We start from the raw sequence: 18871 nt of genomic DNA on the forward strand, positions 1-18871 counted from the left end.
GCACTGGTATTAGTCAATTTTGTCAAGTGTCACGGCAAGTCCGGTGCGGAGTTGCAATGTGCCTGAGGTGATAATAGTGTCTCCCATGTGCAATCCTCTTGTCACCTGTACTTCGGATGCGGTGCGGATTCCAGTGATGATTTCCACAGGTTCGGCTTTTCCTGATTTGTACAAGTAGACTTTATCTTTACCCATTTCCGGCACAATCGCTTCCGTAGGGATGGCGATTGCATTCTCTATCTCGTCTTTTTTTATCAATACGCTTGCATAGCGGCCGGGGAGCAGGATATGGTTGACATTCGGATAGAGTGCACGGGCGGTAAACTGGTGCAGATTAGGGTCGATAGCTGATTCGACAGCATACACCTGTGCACCGAACGCATCCAGATTGCCTTCAACGTTAAAGTTTAAGTTAGTCCCTTTTCTAATCTGTTTGGCATAACGTTCCGGCACGGAAAATTCAACTTTGAGGGGAGAGATTTTTGTCAGTTTGGCAACAACCGTAGTAGGAGAGGCGTAGGTACCGATACTGACTTGGCGAAGCCCGATAACGCCGTCAAACGGAGCACGAAGTTCGGTCAATTCGATATTAGCCTTAATGATTTCTATGTCGGCATTAAGAGTTGCCAGGTCGGTCTTGACTTGTTCGTAGGCTTCCTTACTGACAGCATCCCGTTTCAATAGTGCGTCTTGGCGGAACACACGGTCTTCGGCCAATTTCAATTGTGAAACAAGACGTTGTAATTGTGCCTGCAACTGCCGGTCGTTTACCTTGGCGAGCAACTGGCCCTTCTTTACCGATGTTCCTTCCTCGAAATTGATTTCGACAATCTTTCCGGAAGTTTCGAAAGACAAATCCACTTCTTCATCGGGCAGAAGTACCCCCGTAGTCGTAAATTCATCTGTCAGGGATTGTGGCTTTATGACTTTGGCGTTCACATTCAGAATCTGTCTTCCCTTTTTCTTATTACCGCTCATTACTTTGTCGGCAGCGGTTAGTTCGTCGTTCTTTTTGGGTAATTGTGAGTAGATTCCACCACCGATGATACCGGCACCAACAAGAATAATGATGCCCCATTTAGTTTTCTTATTCATGGTTTAGTATAGTATATAGCATGTTTACATTACATCTTTAGAAAATTAGATGTTTTTGGATAGGAAAGGTTTAATGGGGCATTTGTTTTTTATCTTTCTTATTATCGTGATTCAAAATATGGACAATAGCCAGTACTAATATTACATTTAGAGCCATTTTGATCGCATCCAGTTCGAGTACATATTCCACTTCCCATTTGACTTGTCAATCCGCTGTTAAAATAGCGGCATTCATACCCATGTCTAAAGGAGTTGTCTCGTGGGGCAGAATTTGTGTTTGAAGATGAGTCAGTGCGTTTTTGGGGATGGCTTTGGCTAGGTTGGGAAGTAGTGAGCTGATATGTTCCTTTTCCTTCCCATATTAATTCACCGCATTTAGGGCAATACTCTTTATATGCGTAATCAAATATGACTTTTCCTTCCCTATATTTGGCGTTGTCGATATTCATATTCTTACTTATATTCTTGTTTCCACAATGAGGGCACTCTTCTATGGCTCTCTTTAGTATAGCATTGCTGTTATATTCTTGAGTATATTGGCATTTTTTGCATACATCTTTATGATGATAATGGACAGTTGTTGCATAATACGTATAGGCACTATGTGTGATTTTTCTGTTCGTATCCAACGTGAAATGAATGTTACAGTTGATTGTCGTTGCTTCTCGTCCGGTTTCTTCTTTGTAGAAATTAATGCTATAAATGGTATGACAACGCTTGCAACGCTTTTCTAGTCTTAAACAACTTTTTAATCCTAATGCCAGTGCATACCCTATCCCAAGATAACAAGGAAAAAGAATCATCCATACGCTATGATAATGTTCTAAAAAGATTATCGAAAAAAAGTATGGGATTAAAAATGTACCTGTACGGAGCGTAAAGTTAATTGCTTTGTTGGGGACGAACCGAATGAACATCATTCCCCAAAGGATTGCCAGTAATACTATTGACAACGGTAGCATATATAGTATATATGTCAAAATTCCTTCTGTGATAGAAGTGCTATTATCATTGTCGGTGCCTGGTTCAATGAGTAATGGTCCTTGTGGCTCATATATGTTTAGGGAAAGAATGTCGGAGTAAAAGAATAGGAATCCGAAAAGATTAGAAGTTTCGTTATGATGGATACTACTTATTACAATTCCTTTTTCGTCTGTATATAGGGTGACAGAGTGTGACCGGCTGATTCCAGATACATAGGTTATATATGGGAATGTATAAGAATTTTCTTGTTTATTGCATAGTGTATAATCTCCCCATTTTGAAACAACCTCTGAAATGGAATGCTTGTAAGGAGCAAAAGTTCCGAACCAGGTACCTCCCATATAATAATGATAGTTGGGGTTGATCATCTTAAGTGGACGTTGAGTTTTCACATAACGGCTTAACACGGTAAAGCGATTGCCATCCTTATCTTCTAGTAAGGTATATTCTTCGTCAGTTTGGCAGATTGCGACTACTTCCGTATCTTTTGAGAGTGTTTGTCCTTTCACACCTAGATAATAGACGACATCTGCTGTAAGTTTTGCATTTTGTTTTTCTTGAGTAACGAAATGCATTTCTTCTTTTAAATGTGATAAACTACTATTCGGTAATGAGTCTTTGCTTGCTGATAGATGCTTTGTCGTATCCTGTCTATTGGATTCTGTGGTTGGTTCTAATATCGCATAGATAATTGTAAGTAATGATATAAGTACATTGACAATGAGAAAAATGATACAACCTTTTTTCATGGTTTTAGAGCTTTTTATATGGTTAATAAGTTTATAGTTGTGTTTTGTTTCTATTTTGAGAGCTTTAGTAAGCAGACCGATACTTGCCTTCTTCTTTATCTTCCAGCATATTTAGATAAGAGGTGTAGCGTGATTCACTGATTAAATGTTCTTCTACCGCCTTGCGTACAGCGCATCCCGGTTCGTGGCGATGAGTGCAGTTATTGTATTTGCAGTCAGCGGAAATCTTGAATATTTCGGGGAAATAATGTCCGATTTCTTCCTCTTCCATATCGAATGTGCCGAAACCTTTGATACCCGGGGTGTCAATGATATATCCATCCCCGTCTACTGGAAACATTTCGGAGAAAGTAGTGGTATGCATTCCTTTGTTGTGATAAGAGGAAATCTCACCGGTTTTAGCTTCTATTCCCGGCAGTATGGCGTTGATGAGCGTGGATTTTCCTACTCCCGAATGGCCGGAAAATAGTGTGATTTTGCCTTCCAGGTCTTTTTTTATTTCGTTTACACCGTCACCGTTCTTGGCGGAAACCTTAAAACAGGGGTAACCGATATGTGTATATAAATTAATAAGTGCGTCCAGATAGCGGAGTTCGTCTTCGTTGTAAGCATCTACTTTGTTGAATACCAGTTTGACAGGAATCCGGTAAGCTTCTGCCGATGCAAGAAAACGGTCGATGAAGATAGTGGATGTTTCGGGATAGTTGACGGTTACCACCAACATACATTGGTCGAGGTTGGCAGCAAGGATGTGGGACTGTTTAGAAAGATTGGAAGAACGACGGATAATGTAGTTCTTCCTATCTTCTATTTCGTTGATGAAAGCAGTGCCTTCCTGATTAAGTATAATCTGAACACGGTCGCCTACCGCTACCGGATTGGTACTGCGAATACCTTTGAGCCGGAAATTACCTTTGATCTTACATTCGATAAATTGCCCGTCATCGGTCTTTACCTGATACCAGCTACCTGTGTTTTTGATTACTAATCCCTTCATAAATTGAGAATTGAGAACTTCGCTCAAAACCTTATTTGATTTTTAATATTAAAGTATAGTCTCAATTTTCAATTTAAACAGTCATGATTTCTTTGTCCTTTTCAGCCAGCATATCATCAATCTGTTTGATATACTTATCATGGATTTTTTGCAGTTTGGCTTCCGCATTCTTCTGCTCGTCTTCTGCCAATCCGTCTTTTACAGCTTTTTTCAATGCGTCATTACCGTCACGGCGGGCGTTGCGTACGCTGACTTTAGCTGTTTCACCTTCGGCCTTGCATTGTTTGGCCAATTGCTTACGACGTTCTTCCGTCAAAGGAGGGATACCGATACGGATTATTTCACCATTGTTTTCGGGCATAATGCCGAGGTCGGAGTCGATGATTGCTTTTTCGATGACACGGAACATGCTTTTATCCCAGGGTTTGATGGTGATACTGCGTGCATCGGGAGTGGTCACGGCTGCTACATTGCTGATAGGAACCATGCTTCCGTAAGAGTCTACACGGATACCGTCCAACAGTCGGGTACTCGCTTTTCCGGCGCGGATATGTGCCAGTGCTTCTTCCAGATACATGATGGCCATATCCATTTTTTCTTGTGCATTGTCAAGGCAAGTCTTTACGTCTACCATATTTTTCGATAATTAAAGTTGCTATTCGATTGATTAATTAGCAAAAGTATATTATTTTTTGTTCATCTGCAACAGCATTCCCATCTTTTTTATAAGCAACTTCCCTATGATAATCAGGGTAACAGCGGTGATTATCATTAAAATGCCTGTCATTAACCGGGGCGTAAGTTTTTCGTGAAACAGAAGAACTCCGAAAAACAAAGCTGTCACAGGTTCCAAAGCTCCTAAGATAGCCGTTGGTGTGGAGCCTATGTAATGGATGGCCAGGGCTGTACAGACCAGTGATACGGCAGTAGGCAGAATAGCTAGTGCCAGTACGTCCGCCCAAAGCCAGGCGGATGGAATAACTTGCAGTTCCGTACAACAGTTCAGGCGGACGATATAAACGGAAAGCCCGAACAGGATAGCGTAAAACGTAAGTTTCGTTGTCGGCAGGTTTTTCAGTGCCGAACGGTTCACACCTACTATATATATGGCGTAGGAGAGTGAAGACAGCAGGACAAAGACGATTCCTATGGTTGATAACGGTTTACTACCGTCTCCCTGGTACAGCAGAGCGATGCCCGAAAGTGCCAGCAGGATGGAGAAGACGGTAATCGCGGAAATCTTCTCCTTGAAAAACGCTCCCATAATAACCGCTACCATCACCGGATAGACGAATAGAATCGTAGATGCAATTCCTGCGTCCATGTAGTTGTAGCTCATAAAAAGGAGTAAGGAAGAAAACGAGAATAACAATCCCATAATAACCAACGGCAGAATATCTGCTTTCTGAAGAGAGAAAGATTGATGTTGCATCTTCATCAGTATCCCTAATACAATGACAGCAAAAAAGTAACGGTAAAATAAGACCGTATCGACACTCATGCCTGCTGCATAGAGCGGGAGCGTAAAAAGAGGATTCATACCGTAACTTGCGGCGGCAATCGCTCCATAGATAAAACCTTTGGTTTTGCTGTTCATCGTTTTAAGTTTTTTAAATGGCGTGCAAAAGTACGCAGTTCGTACATGATAAACAAGCGTTTACCCCGTTGATAGTATAATTTAATCTTTCGTATGCTAAAAAACTAATCTTTCGCTTGCATAGAACTAATTTCGTTCATGCATAATTTAATTTGTTTGCCTGTAGGCGAACTTTCATCTGCCTATAGGCAAACTTGCGTCCGGCTATAGGCAAACGAAAGATACACTATAGGCAGACGAATTAAATTATGCAGTTCGAGGATTAATTGAGTGCAGTCGGATGGGTAACTTTTAGGAGCGTAGGAGATAATTTCATACGAAACAAGGCAAAGAATATCCCCTAAACGAGATTCTCTGCCTTGTTATAGATGTATTGAAGAAGCCGATTAGTTGTGTACGATTGTACCGATTTCTTCGCCGTTGATTACTTTTTTAAGGTTACCTACCGTGTCCATGTCAAATACGACGATAGGCAGGTTGTTTTCTTTGCACATACAGGTAGCAGTCAAGTCCATTACTTTCAATCCGCGTTTCAGTACTTCATCGTATGTGATGTCGTTGAATTTGGTTGCAGTCGGGTCTTTTTCAGGGTCGGCAGTATAAATGCCGTCTACACGGGTGCCTTTCAGCATTACATCTGCTTCGATTTCGATTCCTCTCAATGAAGAACCTGTATCGGTAGTAAAGAAAGGATTTCCCGTTCCTGCGGACATGATGACAACCTCACCGTTCTCCATATGTTCGATAGCTTTCCACTTGCTGTAGAATTCTCCGATAGGCTCCATGCGGACTGCTGTAAGCACACGGGCTTTTACTCCGGCTGCTACTAATGCCGAACTCAATGCCAAGCTGTTGATGACAGTTGCCAGCATCCCCATCTGGTCACCTTTCACACGGTCGAAACCTTTATTGGCTCCACTCAATCCACGGAAGATATTTCCACCACCGATAACGATACCTATCTGTACGCCTTGTCCGTGGATTTCTTTGATTTGCTCTGCATATTCTGCTAATCTTTTCTCGTCAATGCCATATTTTTTTTCGCCCATTAGGCTCTCTCCACTGAGCTTTAGTAAGATTCTTTTATACTTTGCCATATCTTTTGCTTTTTATTGTTTGCCGCAAATATAGAGATAATTTGTCAGATAGCCTTATTGAGATACAATTACTTTTTTCATGATTTGTCTTCCTAAGAAGGTTTGTACAATTCCTCTCAATGAAAGATAAACAAGAAACGCCAACCATAAAGCATGATTTCCCAAAAGGGAATGAAACGCATAATATATCCCGAAAAAGCTGGCGGAAGCAATTAACATAGAGTAAAGCATCTGACGGGTAGCAGTGGCACCGATAAAGACCCCGTCCCAAAGGAAGGCGGAAAAGCCTGCTAATGGAATGGCGAGTGCCCAATAGAAATAGGAGTCCGACGCATTGATTACCGAGTCGTCATTAGTCAGTAGCCCTAAAAACTCTTTTCCGCCTGCTGAATATAAGATAGTGAATACCAGTGAAAGCCCGAATCCCCAATAGAAAAGGTGATATACAGTGTTGCGCAGACCTGTTTGATTTTTAGCTCCGATATAGCGTCCTGCCAATGCTTCACCGGCATAAGCAAAGCCGTCCATGATATAGGAGAAGAGCGTAAATAATTGCATGAGCAATGTGTTCACGGCTAATACGATTTCTCCTTGTGCGGCTCCGGCTGAAGTAAAGAACATGGTGACCATGACAAGGCAGAGCGTACGGAAAAAAATGTCACGGTTTACCTGGAAGAAACGATACATAGCCTTCTTCTGCCAAATATCTTTCCATACAATTCGTTTTCTAAGCGTATGATAGTAGCGTATGTATAACAGAATAGCCATGAAGAAACCTGCATATTGGGCGATGAGGGTTCCCATAGCCACACCTGCCACTTCCATATCCAATAAATAGACAAAACAGAGACTGGCTACAATATTGACAATGTTTTGCGTGATAGCGATATACATCGGGAAACGTGAATTCTGCATTCCGATGAACCAGCCTGCAAATCCATAAAGGCCTAATGTGGCGGGAGCTCCCCAAATGCAGATGTAGAAATAGGTCGTTGCCAGTTGCTCGACTTCCGGTGTCGTTTGTATAAATGTAAATGCCAGTTTCAGGATAGGATATTGGAGTATCAGCAGACAGAAGGCGATTAATAATCCCACGCCGACAGAGCGTAATAGCAGTCGGGTGATTTCATTTAGATCGTGCTGACCGTAAGCCTGCGAAGTCATGCCACTGGTTCCCATGCGCAGGAAACCGAAAATCCAATAGATAATATTGAACAACATACCCCCTACGGCAATGGCTCCGATATAAGCCGGAGAACCGAGGTGACCTACGATAGTGACATCAATAAGTCCCAGTAGCGGAACGGTTATATTGGATATAATCGATGGTATGGCAATCTGTAATATTCGTCTGTTTTCAGAGGTTTGTTTGTTATCTATCATTTTATAGAAACACTTTTATCAAATTGATTGTTCTTTTTGTGCGCAAAGGTACATTTTTTATTTTTTTATTGTATCTTTGTGTGCCACGAACTAAATAGCAAATATTGGATTATGAGAGCCTTAACTATCTTCTTTTTATCTTTGTTTTCGTTGCCGCTGATGCTGAATGCGCAGTCGGTGGACGAGATGTTGCAGAAAGTGTCTGCCGCTATCGAAGCCGGGCAGAACGGGCAGGCTGTGAGCTATTTCCGACAGACGCTCAGTCTGAATATTGACCGCACGGAAATGTACTATTGGACGAATGTGGACAAAAGCAGTGAGATCAGCGTGAATCTGGCGAATGAACTGGCGATTGCCTATAAGAAGAAGCGGAATTATGACAAGGCTTATCTGTTCTATAAAGAGTTACTTCAAAAGGCTCCCAATAATGTAGACTATCTCGAACCCTGTGCCGAAATGCAAGTTTATCGAGGACAAGAAAAGGATGCTCTGCGCATATATGAGAAGATATTGCAATTGGATGCGGACAACTTGGCTGCCAATATCTTTTTAGGGAATTACTATTATTTGATGGCTGAACGGGAAAAGAAGCAGTTGGAGACTGATTATAAGAAAATATCGTCGCCAACGAAAATGCAATATGCCCGTTATCGGGATGGATTGTCGAAAGTGTTTGCTACGGGATACGAAAAGGCACGGAACTCCTTGCGGAAGGTTGTATTGAGGTTTCCGTCGACAGAGGCTCAAAAAACGTTGGATAAGATATTGAGAATAGAAAAAGAGGTGAATCGCTAAGCGATTCACCGTATATATTCGGTATGTGTGAATTTGACCGTCTGGCAGTGACATAGCCTTGTGGATACATTTTTTTACTATCAAATTCTTACATGAAAAACTTTTTGGTCACCTTGTAAGTTCCACTTCCATAGTTCTTTGATTTCATCTCTCCGGGAAGAGTTACGGTAGCGGTGGCACCTTTAGGGATGGTAAATTCCCAAATCCAGGCGTCTCCTTCGTATTTCCAGGCACTCTTGATGAGTCCGGCGGCGGAACGGTATTCGGCAGTCACGTGTCCTAACCGCTTGTCTGGAATAGGCTTCATAATGATATGTTTGAAGCCGGGGGTGGCTGGATCGGCTGCGATGCCGGCAACAGTTTCCCAAATCCATTCACATACGCATCCGTAGGCATAATGATTGAAGCTGTTCATGCCGCTCGGTCCCATTCCCTTGTCTATCATATAGCTGTTCCACCGTTCCCAGATGGTGGTGGCTCCGTTGTCCACAGAGTACAGCCAGCTTGGATTCTTACGTTGGAAGAGGAGTTCATAGGCAATGTCTTCCATGCCATTCTCCGTGAGGGTGGCCATGAGGATGGATGTGCCTAAGAATCCGGTCTGTAAGCAAAGGTCGTGCTGTGCGAAGTTTTCGCGCAGACGGTTTATCATCTTCGCTTTGGCATCGCCTTCCACAAGCTGGTTCTTCAGGGCGAACAAAGCAGGTGTCTGCATGGTGTTGAGGATGGCGGTTTTGAAGGTACCGTCTTCATTGAGGAAGTTTTCTTTGATGTATGCCTTTGCCGAATCAGCCATTTGCTGGTATTTGACGGCATCGCGACCGGTGGCGGCAGCCATGTCCCGCATCATGAAAGCATCTGTCATCCAGTAGGAAGCACTCAAATAGTTCCAGTAGCTGATAGCATCAGGAAGCGGACCTTGGGGAGAGAAAGCCAGTCCGCTCCAGCTTTCCAGAGGTTCGTAGCTCAGCCAGTCGGCCCATTGATAGTTACCGTTCTCGCTACAGAGGGCCTCGTGGTTATACTTGGTGTCGTTGATGTGGTTCATAAACAAGTCCATGGCATTCCAGTTCTCCTCGATGATTTGCGTGTCATCGAATTGTTTCCATACCGTCCAAGGCACGATGATTCCGGCATCAGCCCAACCGAAACGCATTTTCTCGTCACCGTATTGTGCCAAGGGGGCCACTCCGGGGAATCCGCCCAAACTGTTCTGTGTGTCGCGCATGTCACGCATCCACTTGTGGAAGAACTTCATGGTGTTGGCAAAGAACGTTCCTGTTTCTGCAAACACTTGTGTGTCTGCTGTCCAGCCCAGACGCTCGTCGCGTTGCGGGCAGTCGGTGGGTATGGACAGGTAGTTGGATAGCTGCCCCCAATAAGTGTTGGAGATGAGCTTGTTCACAAGCTCGTTGCCTGTGGATATAGTGCCGACCTCCATTTTCTTTGTGATGGAAGTGACTGGGATGGACTTCAGCGACTTGATGGCGACATTCCCGGTGGCAGTTATGGAGACGTAGCGGTAGCCGAAGAAGGTGCAATGAGGGTAGTAGGTCACATAGCTATTTCCGGCAGCAAAAGTGTAGTCCAGACGGACGCCGTAAGGGAAGCGCAGGTTTTCGCGGTGACAGCTTCCTTCCGGACCGTCCATGCCACGAATCTTGGCACCATTACCGTCATTGAGCAACTCTGCGGGAAGGCAGGTCAGCACTGTTCCCTCGGCAGCTTTGAATACGAAAGAGGGGATGCCGGCACAATTTTGTCCGAAGTCTACCACTAACGTCTCTCCCGGACTTACGGTCATCTCTGTATCTAATGCGAACTCACGGGCAATAATTACCTTACCGAACTCATGCTCCTTCGCTCCCTCTACATTCTTCCAAACGTATGCTCTGACAGGAGCAAGGGTGAGGTCGGTACGTAGATAGACTTCCGCTCCGTCCGAAGGCAGAATGTCGCCGGAGAATTCGGTATTCTCTTCGGGTACGGAGAGTTTGTCCGCACATTCGTAGCCCATCGGTTCGCGTGCATCGTACGTTTCTCCATCAAAGATGCCAGCATGTTTCACCGGGCCGGCAATTCCGGCTTTCCAGTTTTTGAGGTCAGTACCGTAGCGCTTCTTGCTTCCGTCAGAAAAAGTCAGTTCCAGTACACCGCGAAAGGCACATTTCTTGCCTATCATGCCGTCATGTCCTCCGGGGGTTATGATTTTGTCACCCCACCATCCCGGCGTCACCTGTGCGGAAAGTCTGTTCTCGGCGTTTGGCTTGGTACGAATGATGTCTGTAATATCATAGGTAAAAGAACGTTTGGTCTTGGCATAGTGTGTGAAGCCCGGTTTCAGGAATTCCCCGCCTACGGGTTTCCCATTCACATACAACTCGTAAATTCCCAGTCCGGTGGTCATCCACTTGGCGGAGATGACTTCCTGTTCGTTTTTTACAGTGGACACGAACCAGGTCGCGCCATCGGCCGCGAGACCGTTGTTGTGTCCTTTCGCCACGGGGGCGTCTGTTGCGGAAATCCATTTGGATTCGTTCCAGGCCGACGCTTCCAATGCGTCAGTACGTTTCCCGACTTCGGTTGCGTTTATCAGTCCGCTATTTGAGAACAACACGAAAATTATTATCGGAATAATATCCGCAAAATAATGAAAATTCATTTTCATACTTATATGTGTTTTTATTTTTCTTATTTAATCAGATAATCAGATGCGTAGATAAAAGCACCGGCTGTCCACCCCATAAATGGAGGCATTTCGTATTCATTATTCACTTCCAAATTTCCTAATTCAGCGTTATATTTCTCCCATAGATTACCTGAAGATTGGTAAATCTTAACAATACTACTAACATATTTCTGAGCTATGCGACGAGCTTCTTTTTTAAATCCATAGCGGTCCAGACCATTTATTGATAAAAGATTAAAACTCGCCCATGCATTAGGAAAATCCCACTGATAGGTTCTCTTGCGTTTTCCTTGTTCGCAAGCGACAATGCCCCAAGGATATTCTAATCTTTGAAGATGAACAACCACATTCTTAGCTTGATGTTTGGTTAAGACCTCTGCCCAAAGTAAATTAAAAACAGCCGCAGAATATATAGGGCTTAGTCGATTATTTATAAAGTCATAATCATAAAAACAGCCGTCTTGAGAGTTGTAACAATATTTATTCAACAGATTTTTCCTTTTTTGGGCTGCATCCAACCATTTGTTTGAACCTTTCTTTTTCAATTCTTTATAGAAAAAAGCAAAATTCTGTTCATATAAATAGAGATTTGCATTTAAATCCACAGGATTAAAATCTTCACATCGAAAATCAAAACGAGGGGAAAAATCCCAACCGGACTCCGCTTCTGCAATTAAATGAGAAGATTGTTTCAATAACTTCAAAGAATCTGTTAAAACAGGCAAGTCAGTGAAACGTGTTCTCATATATTCATAAAATGAAACCAGTTCATCTCTTGTTGCACTGTTCGAATATCGGTTCAGTCCCGTAGGTGTAATTCGTTGAGTCATCCAGAATGTGTACTCTTTTTCTAATATTCTACAGGCAGATTCCAACCATATTTTATCCCTGCTCTTTTCGTAAATATCCCGAACCATCATACTGGCAAATGGTGGTTGTGAACGATTCAAATATGAAACATTAGATCCATTAGGCATAAATCCAAACTTATCTATTAAGTAAAGGATGTTATCTACATTATTCAATGCCTGCTCAAAGTCATCATCCGATATCAACCCTATATTTGTAAAATATGTATCCCAATAATACATATCTTGCTGAAATGCACCACTCAAACTTGGAACACTATAAGGTTTTGGCAAAGCAATATATCCCAATGTATCCTTTTTACACTCTTTTACAGTATGTCCCATATGTTCTTTAATGAATAAACGTACATTTCGTATGTCTTCAAGCGATTGCTGTTGGGCATTTATAAAGAGAGAAAATATGAAAATAAATATTGCGGTTAATAATTGACGCATAGTATATTGTATTTTAATAATGTTTTATTTTAACTCAAATACTATTGTTCCCTTGATATTCCGGGAGGAACTCCCAATCATCGCTTCAAACTTGCCGGGTTCGGCTACCCATTCATGTCTTGCATCATTAAAGAAACTCAACGCTTTTTTATCAATCGTCAGTGTTACCGTTTTCTCTTCTCCCGGAGCCAATTTAACTTTCTGGAAAGCTTTCAGCTCCTTCAACGGACGCGGCAGGGAAGATTTTTTATCGCTGATATAAAGCTGAACAATTTCCTGACCTTCATAGGTTCCTGTATTTTTTATGTTGACGGTAAACGAAATCGTATCATCGGCGGTCATTGTTTTCTTGTCCGCAGCAGGTTTGCTATAAGTAAAAGTGGTGTAGCTTAATCCGTGTCCAAACGGAAACAATGGCTTGATTTTTTCTTTATCTGCCCAACGGTAACCTACAAAGATGCCTTCATGGTAAGTTTCGTTTATTGTGTCCCCTTGATGCTTAGTTACCAATTCTTCTTTATTGCCTGGATATTCGCCTAATTTATGAGCACCTACATCATCCAATTTTACGGGAAAAGTAAAAGGTAATTTACCGGAAGGATTAATATCTCCGATTAATACAGAAGCGAGGGCCGTTCCGGCTTCCGAACCCAAGAACCAACCTTGAACAATGGCGGGAACTTCGTTCACCCAAGGCATAGCTACAGCATTGCCGGAAATATTGACAAAAATCAAATTCTTATTAATCTGAGCCAATTCACGGATTACTCTGTCTTGCGCATATGGCAATCCCAAAGAAATACGGTCTGAACCTTCACAATCTTGTCCTTCACTCTTATTTAGCCCACCGAAGAAAATAACATAATCCGCATTTTCGGCCGCTTGCAGAGCCTCAGCGAGAAGTTCGTCTTCCGAACGGTCGTCTTTCAAGTCCTGACCGGTTTTCACACCGTTATATTCACCTGTCGGGTCGCCTACGTAACCACGGGCATACACTACTTCCGCTTTTGTACCTACACGATTCTTCAATCCATCCAACGGAGAAATCTCGTACTTCACTTTCAAGGAAGAACTACCACCGCCCACTGTCATCATCTTGATTGCATTTTCACCGATAACGGCTATTTTTTTCGCTTTGTTCAAGTCAATAGGCAACACGTTATTGTTGTTCTGTAAAAGAACGATTCCTTCTTCAGCTATCTTACGACCGGCTTGTCCATGTTCAGGAGAACCTAAAGAGCCGAACGGCTTATGCGGATTCATCGAAGTACGGAAAATTAGACGAAGGATGTTGCTGACTTTCTCGTCCAACTCTTTTGTTCCGACTTTACCCTCTTTAATCAGTTTCAGGTAAGGGAAAGCCAGGTAATAATTATCATAAGCATTACGGGTTCCGTCAGACAATCCGTTTGTCCACGAACCGAATTCCAAGTCCAGTCCATTGTAGATGGCTTGTTCGGTATTATGCACACCACCCCAGTCGGACACTACCACGCCGTCGAAGCCCCATTCGTCACGGAGAATGTCTTTGAGCAGGCGTTTGTTATGACAAGCGTGCTGTCCTTGATAAAGATTATAGGAGCCCATAATCGACCAGGTTCCGCCTTCCTGAACGGCAGCCTTGAAAGCAGGCAGGTATATCTCATAAAGGGCACGGTCGTTCAGGTGCATATTCGTAGTGTTTCGATTGGTTTCCTGGTTATTCAACGCATAATGTTTCACGCAAGCGGCTACACCATTTTCCTGTACTCCTTTGATATAAGGGACTACCATCATGGCGGACAGATACGGGTCTTCACCCATATATTCAAAATTACGTCCGTTCAGAGGAGTACGATAGATGTTCACACCGGGTCCTAACAAGATGTCTTTTTTCCGGTAACGCGCCTCTTCACCGATACTTTTTCCGTAGAGATGAGACATTTCCGGATTCCAGGTGGCAGCAAGACAAGTCAATGCGGGGTAAGCGATACAAGAGTCATTTGTCCATTCTGCCTGATCCCATTCATCCCACAGTACTTCCGGACGAATACCGTGAGGACCATCGGTAGCCCATACCTCCGGGATTCCAAGCCGAGGTACGCCTGCCGAACTGAATTTTGATTGTGCATGAAGCATCTTCACCTTTTCTTCAAGGGTCATCCGGCTCAATGCGTCTTTTACACGCTCTTCGATTGGTCTATTCGTATCCAGATACGCTGGCGTCTGCGCAAAGGCAGGCAACGCAGCCTGCAAACAGAAAAATAATAGTTCCGCTAAGATTGTCAGTTGTTTCATACGTATAAAAAGATTAGTCAGTATTAATATAGAATTATATGAGTTACAGCTCATATAAAAAAACAGATAATTATCGTTTGATGTGATAAAGAACTACCTATAAGCAAAGACTAATATTTCGATAATCAGTCCTTACCTATAGGTAGATCATCAAACACCAATTGAAATTTAAGCAAAATGTCTTAACAAGTTTGCTGCTTTTTATTTGAAATCACGGGATGAACAATCTATAATCAGACGATTGTTCTCCGGATTTAATGATACTGTATTTCCACTCTGTTTCACATTACCTTTCAGACAGACAATGCCGTATGAAATACCTTTCAGTTCACCAGTCAACGAATTGTTTCCTTTCACTTTCAGTGGCAGTGTCTTTCCTGTGGCAACTTCGAGTTTCAACTTCCAAGGGTTGGATGTTTTACCTTCTATTTTAATCTCTTTCTCGGACAGGGTGATTGTATAGACAGATTGGTCGGTAGCTACACAACGTAGTTGCATCTTGCTGTCATTCACTGTCTTCACTTCTACATTCTTTATGGTCACTTCCTTTTCTGTTCCGTTCTTTATGGTGTAAAAACGGATAGCAGCATACTCTTTGGGGGTGCTCCATAAGAAACCGTCAACAATCGGACAAGTGGTGAACACACACTGGTTAGAAGTTCCACGTCGTTTTAAATAATCCGATTCTATACGTTCATCAAATAAGTGGATATCCCTAAAACGAATGGAATAATCATTCCATAACAGATTTGTACGGTAGAAACGACTGTTGAACCATACAGTCCGATTACCATTGTCTTGCGCGTCAGTGAGTGCTGTGACCGAGGTAGGAGGAGTGACAGGATATTTCTTTTTAAACCAACGTCCCGCTTCTTCCAGTGTCTCAATCTGTATATCTCCGGCTTGTGCCAATGAATCGAGAAGAGGGAATTGAACTCCCAATCCTTTCTTTATACCTGCCCAAGTAAAAGAATTTTCCTGACCAACTTGTGTATAGTTGAAACCGATACAGGGATCTTCAAAAATAGATTTAAAGAAATAGCGCACCCATTTTTCATTCCTGCCTGCCTCCCAAACAGGTTCCAACGTAATAACTCCCTGTGCAGATTCTCCCAAACTGGTATCATATTGATAAATAGGATCACTACCTAACATGCGGAATACCGGAACGGGAATTTGTCCTTCTTTCGTCTGTGCAGGCATATATCCGTTGAGGCGACTGGGATAGTAGGCCTGATTCCAATAGCCGCCCCACAATGTATAGCCATCTGTTCCATACTGATCCCTACATGTACATGATGACACAATGCCATATTTTTCATACATGTATCTCAATGTATGGGCATCGATAAACCATGAACCGACTGAAGCAGGATATTTTCCAAAAATCTCTTTAAATTTTTCCATGTACACATCTACGAGTTTTTCTCTCTCTTCCGGAGTATATCCTACGGCAAAACCGACATCTGCATGCCAGTCCCATGGATAACGTCCTCTCCATTTCAATCCGACTGCTTCTACATGCGGTTGAGTAATTTCCCACCAACCACCAACTTCTGTTCCTCTTTTCATTTCTTCCTTCAAAAGTGACTGATAACGAGGATTGATCAATGCATCGTATTGCAGTAAGAAAGTTCCTCTCATATTGTACTTCTTCAACAGTTTCACCTGTTCGCATACCGTTTCATACAATACATCTTCTGTGATGTTATTGTCTCTGGGCTCCAATTGACGTATAAAGTTGATGATGTTTACAATGCGAGGAGGATGATTATTTTTGGCAGTACCATTGGTTACCGCCAGAAATAATAGAATCGTGATTGAAAAAAATAATTTCATCATTGCGTTTCAAGATTATTGTTTAAAACATTATTCATAAAATACATTCCTGCCAATGTCATATTAGCCTATTTAATACTGACGATAAGCTTCCGACATCTGATTAAGTGTTTTAGGAATCCACACTCTATAGCGTCCGGTTGGGGCCCAATCATTCCCAGCAGAAGCAAAATCACAGAATTTAATCTGTTTGACAGCTTTATTTTCCATATTTTCCAAATCCGTACCAAGTATCATTGGCACCTCCATTGTAACCCATGCAAAGGAATCTTTTCGAGTTTCTTGTGGCACAGCCGATACCTCTCCCTTTTCATTCTGTTGAATAATGGCACATTCATCTACATATCCATCCATAAACCGACTGTCACGGGCGAACACCAATGGTCCATAGGTTACAGCTTGATGCTGATCATACTCCTCCACTTTCGCTTTTAATTTGAAATTAATGGATACTTTATCTCCTTTCTTCCACTTTCTTTGCAAGTAAAGATACCCGCCTTTGCGTACACTTGTCTGTGATTCTCCATTAATGGCAATCTGATAATTATCATCCACCCATAATGGAATGCGGAATGCTAATGTAAACTCTGTTTCTTTACGTGGATTTATTGACAATTCAACATGTCCATCAACAGGATATTGAGTTTTCATATCAAGTTTTATTTCATTTTTATTCATGAAAAATGCCGCCTCTGAATCCAAATAAAGATTTACGTACACCTTGTCATTCTTCATCATATATGCCGTTTGGGGAATTAAGGCAAACGCACGCGGACCATTAGCATTACAACAATTGATTTGCATGCCACATTGTTTTTCGCCTTCACATCTACGTCCTTCTAACGGACTATATTTAGATATTTGCGTACCATCATTTTTCATGGACGACATCAATGCATTATACATGGTGCGTTCAAATTCGTCAGCGTACAATGAATTGGTCGTTTCCTGCAATAGCCGTGCACACAATTGCATCCAGGTAAATGTCACACAAGTCTCCATGGTATGGTAAGTAGGTATTGTTTGTTTTTTCTTTCCTTCATACCAACATTCAAAAGTTGCTCCCGAACCGACTATATTGATTTCATCAGCGATGATGTTTGCAACAGTCTTCTCGGTTGCCTGCAAATACAACGGATCGTTAGATATTCTGCCTAATTCAACCATTCCCTCATAGCATGACATCATTTCATAAGCTTTCTGTCCATTTTCATAACTCCACCATGATTTAGGAAAAGTAAAACGATGGACGGGGATATTCTTTAGCGCTTTGGTAATTAATTGCGAATGGCCTTCTTTTTCAATACTGTTTATAATTCCTTTTGCGAAGTGCAAATAACGCGGTTCCTTTGTTGCTTCATACAAATAAACAACCGGCTCCAATATGGAACAACTTGGCATTCCGTAATAAAATCCGGTTTCTGCTATATCGAGTTGTTTCTCTTCCAGTTCTTTTATCAGAAGATCTATTAAGCGCTGTACCGCAATCAATGCATTGTTGTCTTTGGTCAATCTGTAGTAAGACAATAATGCCAAAGATGTGTATTTCCGTCCCCAGATATCCCAACAAGTCAGTCGATTTTCCGGTTTATAATTACCGATATAACCGTCGGCGTGTTGTGTTTCCATAAACTGATTGGCTGCATTTACTATCTTCTGATAAAGCTCCTCATCCCGTGTGTATTCGTATGATGCAATAGCTCCTAACATCCATTTTCCTAAGAATTCTGATTGCCAACCGTTTCCTTCCGTCAGATGCCGAAAGGGCTCTACCAGTTCATCCGCATTCTGTGCTTTCACTCTTTGGTCAATACACATCCGGATGCGGTCTCCAATATAGCCGTTAATACTGATTCTTCCCCCTTCGTTATTTGTACCACTGAAGAGTTTTTTAGTCTGCCCGTTAGCAACAATAGCGGTAAGAGCAAAAAATAAAATATAAATAATTTTTTTCATTTTCTTTCATGTTATAAGTTCTCTCCAATCCCCATAAAAGGGGGTGGAGCTAAAGTAATTTTATTGTGCCATATCCCTTGCTTAATGGCAATATGGAAATGGCATGTAT

13 protein-coding genes are annotated in these 18871 nt (G+C 42.3%); 1 reads left to right on the forward strand and 12 read right to left on the reverse strand.

Going from position 1 to position 18871, the window contains the following annotated elements:
• Nucleotides 1-9: 9 nt before the first annotated feature.
• The 7 genes from BQ7997_RS04825 to BQ7997_RS04855 form a co-directional block, all read right to left on the reverse strand.
• The gene (locus BQ7997_RS04825) at nucleotides 10-1095 is read right to left on the reverse strand and encodes an efflux RND transporter periplasmic adaptor subunit (RefSeq protein WP_073344068.1); all 1086 of its coding nucleotides are present in this window, start codon (nucleotides 1093-1095) and stop codon (nucleotides 10-12) included.
• Between the two features lie 101 nt (nucleotides 1096-1196).
• The gene (locus tag BQ7997_RS04830; protein WP_073344071.1) at nucleotides 1197-2828 is read right to left on the reverse strand and encodes a hypothetical protein; all 1632 of its coding nucleotides are present in this window, start codon (nucleotides 2826-2828) and stop codon (nucleotides 1197-1199) included.
• A 64-nt stretch (nucleotides 2829-2892) separates the two neighbouring features.
• Complete coding sequence (gene rsgA / locus BQ7997_RS04835) at nucleotides 2893-3825, reverse strand: ribosome small subunit-dependent GTPase A (protein ID WP_073344799.1); 933 nt, start codon at nucleotides 3823-3825, stop codon at nucleotides 2893-2895.
• Nucleotides 3826-3898: 73 nt separating this feature from the next.
• Nucleotides 3899-4459 carry a ribosome recycling factor gene (gene frr / locus BQ7997_RS04840; protein WP_044656385.1) on the reverse strand — a complete coding sequence of 187 codons (561 nt, stop codon included), beginning with the start codon at nucleotides 4457-4459 and terminating at the stop codon, nucleotides 3899-3901.
• Between the two features lie 51 nt (nucleotides 4460-4510).
• Nucleotides 4511-5422, reverse strand: a complete 912-nt coding sequence (locus BQ7997_RS04845) for a DMT family transporter (protein WP_073344074.1) — start codon at nucleotides 5420-5422, stop codon at nucleotides 4511-4513.
• Between the two features lie 386 nt (nucleotides 5423-5808).
• A complete protein-coding gene (gene pyrH / locus BQ7997_RS04850) occupies nucleotides 5809-6519 on the reverse strand; it encodes a UMP kinase (protein WP_022140351.1) in 711 nt (236 codons plus the stop codon).
• 54 nt (nucleotides 6520-6573) lie between these two features.
• Nucleotides 6574-7902 carry an MATE family efflux transporter gene (locus tag BQ7997_RS04855; protein ID WP_073344077.1) on the reverse strand — a complete coding sequence of 443 codons (1329 nt, stop codon included), beginning with the start codon at nucleotides 7900-7902 and terminating at the stop codon, nucleotides 6574-6576.
• 111 nt (nucleotides 7903-8013) lie between these two features.
• Here BQ7997_RS04855 and BQ7997_RS04860 point away from each other — a divergent pair, with 111 nt between their 5' ends.
• The gene (locus BQ7997_RS04860) at nucleotides 8014-8697 is read left to right on the forward strand and encodes a tetratricopeptide repeat protein (RefSeq protein WP_073344080.1); all 684 of its coding nucleotides are present in this window, start codon (nucleotides 8014-8016) and stop codon (nucleotides 8695-8697) included.
• 88 nt (nucleotides 8698-8785) lie between these two features.
• Here BQ7997_RS04860 and BQ7997_RS04865 read toward each other — a convergent pair whose 3' ends face one another.
• The 5 genes from BQ7997_RS04865 to BQ7997_RS04885 all read right to left on the reverse strand — a co-directional run bounded on the left by BQ7997_RS04865 (nucleotide 8786) and on the right by BQ7997_RS04885 (nucleotide 18762).
• The gene (locus BQ7997_RS04865; protein ID WP_073344083.1) at nucleotides 8786-11365 is read right to left on the reverse strand and encodes a family 78 glycoside hydrolase catalytic domain; all 2580 of its coding nucleotides are present in this window, start codon (nucleotides 11363-11365) and stop codon (nucleotides 8786-8788) included.
• A 23-nt stretch (nucleotides 11366-11388) separates the two neighbouring features.
• On the reverse strand, nucleotides 11389-12690 hold the full coding sequence (locus BQ7997_RS04870; protein WP_073344087.1) for a trehalase family glycosidase: 1302 nt from the start codon (nucleotides 12688-12690) through the stop codon (nucleotides 11389-11391).
• A 24-nt stretch (nucleotides 12691-12714) separates the two neighbouring features.
• Nucleotides 12715-14967 (reverse strand): glycoside hydrolase family 3 C-terminal domain-containing protein, encoded by a 2253-nt coding sequence (locus tag BQ7997_RS04875; protein WP_073344090.1) that lies wholly within the window; start codon nucleotides 14965-14967, stop codon nucleotides 12715-12717.
• A gap of 201 nt (nucleotides 14968-15168) precedes the next feature.
• Nucleotides 15169-16809 (reverse strand): polysaccharide deacetylase family protein, encoded by a 1641-nt coding sequence (locus tag BQ7997_RS04880; RefSeq protein ID WP_073344093.1) that lies wholly within the window; start codon nucleotides 16807-16809, stop codon nucleotides 15169-15171.
• Between the two features lie 69 nt (nucleotides 16810-16878).
• Nucleotides 16879-18762: a beta-L-arabinofuranosidase domain-containing protein gene (locus BQ7997_RS04885; RefSeq protein ID WP_073344096.1), complete on the reverse strand. Its 1884-nt coding sequence runs from the start codon at nucleotides 18760-18762 to the stop codon at nucleotides 16879-16881.
• Nucleotides 18763-18871 lie beyond the last annotated feature (109 nt).

The sequence above is a fragment of the Bacteroides congonensis genome, assembly GCF_900130125.1.
Lineage (GTDB): Bacteria > Bacteroidota > Bacteroidia > Bacteroidales > Bacteroidaceae > Bacteroides > Bacteroides congonensis.

Bases quoted from the DNA above. Each gene is read 5' to 3' on its own strand.
- BQ7997_RS04825 (WP_073344068.1), bottom strand. From the start codon at position 1,095: ATGAATAAGAAAACTAAATGGGGCATCATTATTCTTGTTGGTGCCGGT.
- BQ7997_RS04860 (WP_073344080.1), top strand. From the start codon at position 8,014: ATGAGAGCCTTAACTATCTTCTTTTTATCTTTGTTTTCGTTGCCGCTG.
- rsgA (WP_073344799.1), bottom strand. From the start codon at position 3,825: ATGAAGGGATTAGTAATCAAAAACACAGGTAGCTGGTATCAGGTAAAG.
- BQ7997_RS04830 (WP_073344071.1), bottom strand. From the start codon at position 2,828: ATGAAAAAAGGTTGTATCATTTTTCTCATTGTCAATGTACTTATATCA.
- BQ7997_RS04880 (WP_073344093.1), bottom strand. From the start codon at position 16,809: ATGATGAAATTATTTTTTTCAATCACGATTCTATTATTTCTGGCGGTA.
- BQ7997_RS04855 (WP_073344077.1), bottom strand. From the start codon at position 7,902: ATGATAGATAACAAACAAACCTCTGAAAACAGACGAATATTACAGATT.
- BQ7997_RS04845 (WP_073344074.1), bottom strand. From the start codon at position 5,422: ATGAACAGCAAAACCAAAGGTTTTATCTATGGAGCGATTGCCGCCGCA.
- BQ7997_RS04865 (WP_073344083.1), bottom strand. From the start codon at position 11,365: ATGAAAATGAATTTTCATTATTTTGCGGATATTATTCCGATAATAATT.
- frr (WP_044656385.1), bottom strand. From the start codon at position 4,459: ATGGTAGACGTAAAGACTTGCCTTGACAATGCACAAGAAAAAATGGAT.
- BQ7997_RS04870 (WP_073344087.1), bottom strand. From the start codon at position 12,690: ATGCGTCAATTATTAACCGCAATATTTATTTTCATATTTTCTCTCTTT.
- pyrH (WP_022140351.1), bottom strand. From the start codon at position 6,519: ATGGCAAAGTATAAAAGAATCTTACTAAAGCTCAGTGGAGAGAGCCTA.
- BQ7997_RS04885 (WP_073344096.1), bottom strand. From the start codon at position 18,762: ATGAAAAAAATTATTTATATTTTATTTTTTGCTCTTACCGCTATTGTT.
- BQ7997_RS04875 (WP_073344090.1), bottom strand. From the start codon at position 14,967: ATGAAACAACTGACAATCTTAGCGGAACTATTATTTTTCTGTTTGCAG.